Below are 5,142 nucleotides of genomic sequence, written 5' to 3'. Positions count from 1 at the left end.
CCGCGGCGGTCCCGCTCAGCGTGGCCAGGGCGCGGCACGTGTAACCGGCCAGCGCGTCGGCCACCGGGGCGGTCCCCACGATCAGCGGCGTGCCGGCCGACAGGTGCTCGGCCAGCGTGAGCGCGGGATTGACGAAGAACTCCGACGACGGGTGGCAGGCCACGGCCAGCGCGTCGAGCTGGTCGGCCGCGGCCAGGAAGTCCGGGCGCCGGCCGAAGCCGGCGGCCGCCGCCACCCCGGCCAGGACGGCCAGCCGGGCCGGGCCGGCCAGCGCCTCGGTCACCGGCACCGGCGGTTCCAGCAGTTCGGCTCCGGCCGCCGCCTCCGCCACCGGGCCGTGCCCGGCCGCCCCCACGATCACCCGGGCCCCGCGGCGCACGGCCAGGGCGGCGGCCTCCGCGGCGGCGATGTCGTCCACCAGCGACGCGAGCACCACCACGATGTCCAGCGGGCCGACCCACAGCGGCAGGCCGGTGCCGGCGACCACCGGGGCCGGCGCGTCGCCGACCAGCGCGGTCAGCAGCGCGGTGTCCACCGCCGCGTTCGCCCCGACCACGACCAGCGCGCGCGGCCGGCCGAAGTCGGCGAAGCCGGCCACCTGCTCGGCGGTCGCCCGCACATGCGCCCCGGCCAGCGCGGCCGCCGGCAGCAAGAGGGCCAGGTCGGCCGCGGCCAGCCCGGCGGCGTCGTGCAGGTCGACCCGGCTCATGCCGGCGACCTTCCGGGGCACCTCGCACGCTCGGTCGCCCCGGGAAGAGCCACCGTCATGCGGTCCCGATGATTCGCTCGCTGCCGCTCGCTCATGCCGGCGACCGGTCCCCGCCGGTGGCCTCGTCGAGCAGCAGGACGGGAATGCCGTCCCGGATCGGGAAGACCCGGGCGCAGCGGGTGCAGGTCAGGGCCGGCGCCGCCGGATCACCCGGAGCTCCCTGGATCAGCGGACCGTGGTCCTGCGCCGGGCAGGCGAGCACGTCGAGCAGAACCGGGTCCAAGCGGGCCGGTCCCTCCCCCGGACCTGACATCGTCGGAGCCTTTCTGTCGGCGGTGGCGATCCTCGATGATCGTCACCTGCGGGTCGCCCGCTCCGGTATCCCCCGTGGTGGGTGACTCGGGCGCGGGCCGGATCGGGCGCGGTCAGCCGCGGATCAGCGCGAGGATCTCGTCGCGCAGCGCGCTCATCGCCGCCGGCGTCCGCGCCTCGACGTTGAGCCGCAGCAGCGGTTCGGTGTTGCTCGGCCGGACGTTGAACCAGCGGCCGTCGTCGAGCCCGACGGTGATGCCGTCCATCTCGTCGATCTCGCCACCGTTCGCGGCGGCCCAGGCCTTGATCTGGTCCAGCTTGCCCGGCACGTCGGCCACCGTCGAGTTGATCTCCCCGGAGTCGGCGTACCGGTCGTACTCGGCGGCGAATTCGGACAGCGGGGCGTCCTGGCCGCCGAGCGCGGCCAGCACGTGCAGCGCGGCCAGCATGCCGGTGTCCGCCCGGAAGAAGTCGGCGAAGTAGTAGTGCGCGGAGTGCTCGCCGCCGAAGACCGCACCGGTCCGGGCCATCTCGGCCTTGATGAAGGAATGCCCGACCCGGGTTCGGACCGGCGAGCCGCCGGCCTGGGTCACGATCTCCGGCACCGCGCGGGAGGAGATCAGGTTGTAGAGGATGGTCGCGCCGGGATGCCGGCGCAGCTCGCGGGTGGCCACCAGCGCGGTGATCGCGCTCGGCGAGACGGGCTCGCCCCGCTCGTCCACGACGAAGCAGCGGTCGGCGTCGCCGTCGAACGCCAGGCCGATGTCGGCCTGCACCTCCCGCATCCGGGCCTGCAGGTCGACCAGGTTGGCCGGGTCCAGCGGGTTGGCCTCGTGGTTCGGGAAGCTGCCGTCGAGCTCGAAGTACATGGGGTCGACCTGCAGCGGCAGGCCGCTCAACACGGCGGGCACGGTGTAACCGGCCATGCCGTTGCCGGCGTCCACCACGACCCGCAGCGGCCGGATCGAGCGCAGGTCGACCAGCGAGTGCAGGTAGGCGGCGTACTCGACGAGCAGATCCTGCTCGGTCACCGTGCCGACGCGGTCCCCGGCCAGGCGCGCGGCGTCCCACCCGGTGTCCAGGATGTCCTGGGCCTCGTCCCGGACCAGGGCCAGCCCGGTGTCCAGGCTGATCGGCACGGCCCCGGCCAGACACATCTTGATGCCGTTGTAGGCGGCCGGGTTGTGCGACGCGGTGAACATCGCGCCCGGCATGTCCAGGTGACCGGCGGCGAAGTAGAGCATGTCGGTCGAGCCGAGGCCGGCCATCACGACGTCCAGGCCCGCGGTGGTCACGCCGTCGGCGAACGCCCCGGCCAGTTCCGGGGACGACTCGCGCATGTCGTACGCGACGACCACGGACGAGGCGTCCGGGCTCAGGAACCGCGCGAACGCGTACCCGATGGCCCTGGTCACCTCCGCGGTCAGCTGCGATCCGACCAGGCCCCGCACGTCGTACGCCTTGACGAACGCCGTCAGCCTCGACTGGCTCGCATCGGCCGGTCGCCCGGCCTCCGAGGTCGGTACCGCCACGACATCAGTCCTCTCGTCTGCGCTCGACGCGACACCGATCGCACGCCGGCGCGCCGCCTGCCGTTCTTCACCAGTGCCCCGGGGGGTCACGGGCGCCCCGGCCGACCGGCCGTCACCCGTCAAGGACCCTACCCGGGGTCCCGGCCGCCGACCCCGGACACACCCGTGATCGTGAGCGTCGTCGCAGGCCGGGCCGGTGCCCGACGGGGAGCACACCGCGCCGACATCGTCCCGACATCAACCGGACCCAGCACCGCGATCTGCCGGGGGGTGGGCCGGCGATCCGCCCGAGGCGGGACCGGCCGGCGGGCGGCGAGCGGGCCGGCCGGTCAGGCGTCCGGGGAGGGGAGCACCCGCAGGTGCCCGCGGCGGCCACCCTCGGCAGGAGCCGGCTCGGGCTCGCGCTGGGCGTTCCGCTCGACCCGGCCGGCCTCGCGGACCGCGTCGGCCAGCGCCTCCAGGTCGTCGTTGCGGGCGCCGTCCCCGAGCTCGTCCTCCGGGCGCACCACCTCCCAGCCCTTCGGCGCGGTCAGCCCTTGGGCGTGCGCCGAGCACAGGTCGTAGGAGTGCGGCTCGGCGGCGGTCGCCAAGGGGCCGACGACCGCGGTCGAATCCGCGTACGCGAATGTCAGGGTCGCCACGGCCGGGTTGGTACACCCGTTCCGTGAGCATCGCCGCAGTCTGGCCACTGCGGCACGATAACGCGGCCACTCCGGTCGCGGTGGCGCGGCACGCCGGACCGATGTCGCGGACGCTCCCGGCGGCGGGGTCGGACGGCCCGCCCGTCCGACCCGGACGGGTCACGCCGGCGGCGGGACCCGGCGGTCCCGGCCGGTGCGGCCGGCGGCCCCGCGGCGGGCCATACTGACTGCCGAGATGGCCGGCCCGAATCCTGAACCCCGACGCACCCGTCCCGGGTCGTCCGGCCGCGCGCCGCGACCGGCCGGGCCGGCCGTGCCGGCGCGTCGCACGCCGGCGGCCGGGGTCCCGGTCTCCCCGCCCCGGCGGGACCGCCGCGGGCGCGGGCTGCGCACACCGCTGTTGCCGGCCGACCTGCCGGCCTCCCGGACCCGGGCCGAACGGTTCGACCAGGCGGTACTGGAGGCGGTCGCCGACCTCGAGGTCCGCTGGCCGGGCCGGATGGAGACGCTGGAGTTCGCCGTCGACGAGGTGCCGGCCGTGCCGGCGCAGGGACAGGAGACCGCCTCGAACGAGGTCGTGCTGGACGGCGGGGTGCCGCTGGCCCGGTTCCTGCCGCCGGGGATGGACAACCGGGGCCGGCCGACGAAGGCGCGGATCGTGGTCTACCGCCGCCCCCTGGAGGTGCGGTCGGGCGACGCCGGCGAACTGGGCGACCTGGTCACCGAGGTGCTGGCCGAGCTGCTGGCCGACGTGCTGGGCGACCCCGACGACGAGGACGGCCCGGTCAGCTGACGGTCTGCAGGGCCCGCGGGTCGTCGAGCCGGACGACCTGCTTGCCCAGCGGGGCGAGCGAGATCGGGATCAGCTTGAAATTGGCCACCGCAAGCGGGATCCCGATGATCGTCAGGCACAGCGCCAGCCCGGTGACCAGGTGCCCGATGGCCAGCCACAGGCCCGCGAAGATGAACCAGATGACGTTGCCGACGAACGAGGGCGAGCCGGCGTCCGGCCGGTTGACCATCGTCCGCCCGAACGGCCAGAGCGCGAAGCCGGCGATGCGGAACGAGGCGATGCCGAACGGGATCGTGATGATGAGGATGCAGGCGACGATGCCGGCCAGGATGTACCCCAGGAACATCCAGAAGCCGCAGAGCACCAGCCAGATGATGTTGAGAATGACGCGCACCCCGACGACGGTACGGATCGGCGACCGCCACCGGGGAATGATCACCCGGTCCGGGTGATCGACGGCCGCCGGCCGGATCCGGTGGGTACCGCGCCGGCCGGATCCGGGCCGGGGTCAGCCCGCGGCGCGCTTGAGCCGGCGGCGTTCCCGCTCGCTCAACCCGCCCCAGATGCCGAACCGCTCGTCATGGGCCAGCGCGTAGGACAGGCATTCGGCCCGCACCTCGCAGCCCGTGCAGATCTTCTTGGCCTCCCGGGTCGATCCGCCCTTTTCGGGGAAGAACGCCTCGGGGTCGGTCTGAGCGCACAGCGCCCTTTCGTGCCATTCCGGTTCGCCGGTTTCCGTCGGCGAGAAGGGAATCTGCCGCATGGTGGGCACCCCCAGGTCGGTCACGCGCTGCTTCCTCACTGTCCTTGCTGTGGAGCCGGTGGCGGTCGTGTCGCCATCGACGTCCGGGTCACCGGGGCGTCCGGCCCTGTGCCACCCTCGACCGGAGGCGTTCGCCGCGGATCTGCGCTGACGTCGGGGAACTGATCGAGGACGACCGGTGAAATGACACCGATGTGATTACACCCGTGTGTCTCGTCTCCCGTCAAGCTCGGTCCGGTGCTATACGGCGAGTCGCGGCAAGAAATGCCGGTTCGGGAGGGTGAGCGGGCGCACACGTCGCTGTGCGTGATCGCCGGGAAGACTGGTCGGATGGCCAAGTCCTCCGGTGGTGGCTGGATCTTCCCGCTGATCGTGCTCGTCACGGCCGGCGC

Annotated in this window: 6 protein-coding genes and 1 pseudogene; 1 reads left to right on the top strand and 6 read right to left on the bottom strand. The window is 74.0% G+C overall.

Features of this window, described 5'->3' with window-relative positions; translation table 11 throughout:
* The 4 genes and pseudogenes from ACOJUF_RS22660 to ACOJUF_RS22645 all read right to left on the bottom strand — a co-directional run.
* A pseudogene (locus ACOJUF_RS22660) lies at positions 1-709 on the bottom strand (hypothetical protein); the annotation flags it as partial.
* A gap of 91 nt (positions 710-800) precedes the next feature.
* Positions 801-1,022: a Trm112 family protein gene (locus ACOJUF_RS22655; protein WP_420124073.1), complete on the bottom strand. Its 222-nt coding sequence runs from the start codon at positions 1,020-1,022 to the stop codon at positions 801-803.
* 112 nt (positions 1,023-1,134) lie between these two features.
* A complete protein-coding gene (locus tag ACOJUF_RS22650; RefSeq protein ID WP_420124072.1) occupies positions 1,135-2,553 on the bottom strand; it encodes a phosphomannomutase/phosphoglucomutase in 1,419 nt (472 codons plus the stop codon).
* A gap of 329 nt (positions 2,554-2,882) precedes the next feature.
* On the bottom strand, positions 2,883-3,233 hold the full coding sequence (locus ACOJUF_RS22645) for a DUF3499 domain-containing protein (RefSeq protein ID WP_420124074.1): 351 nt from the start codon (positions 3,231-3,233) through the stop codon (positions 2,883-2,885).
* Positions 3,234-3,594: 361 nt separating this feature from the next.
* Between ACOJUF_RS22645 and ACOJUF_RS22640 the strand changes: the two genes are divergently transcribed.
* Entirely contained in the window at positions 3,595-3,987 is a 393-nt protein-coding gene (locus ACOJUF_RS22640; protein ID WP_420124071.1) for a metallopeptidase family protein, read from the top strand.
* Here ACOJUF_RS22640 and ACOJUF_RS22635 read toward each other — a convergent pair.
* The gene (locus tag ACOJUF_RS22635; RefSeq protein WP_420124070.1) at positions 3,980-4,381 is read right to left on the bottom strand and encodes a YccF domain-containing protein; all 402 of its coding nucleotides are present in this window, start codon (positions 4,379-4,381) and stop codon (positions 3,980-3,982) included. The two genes, ACOJUF_RS22640 and ACOJUF_RS22635, sit on opposite strands and share 8 nt — an antisense overlap.
* Positions 4,382-4,495: 114 nt before the next feature.
* Complete coding sequence (locus tag ACOJUF_RS22630; RefSeq protein ID WP_395726445.1) at positions 4,496-4,750, bottom strand: WhiB family transcriptional regulator; 255 nt, start codon at positions 4,748-4,750, stop codon at positions 4,496-4,498.
* Positions 4,751-5,142 lie beyond the last annotated feature (392 nt).

This window comes from Nakamurella sp., assembly GCF_048594475.1.
Taxonomy (GTDB): Bacteria; Actinomycetota; Actinomycetes; order Mycobacteriales; family Nakamurellaceae; genus Nakamurella.
The sequence above is the reverse complement of the archived record's forward strand: the minus strand, read 5'-3'. Positions and strand labels throughout refer to the sequence as shown.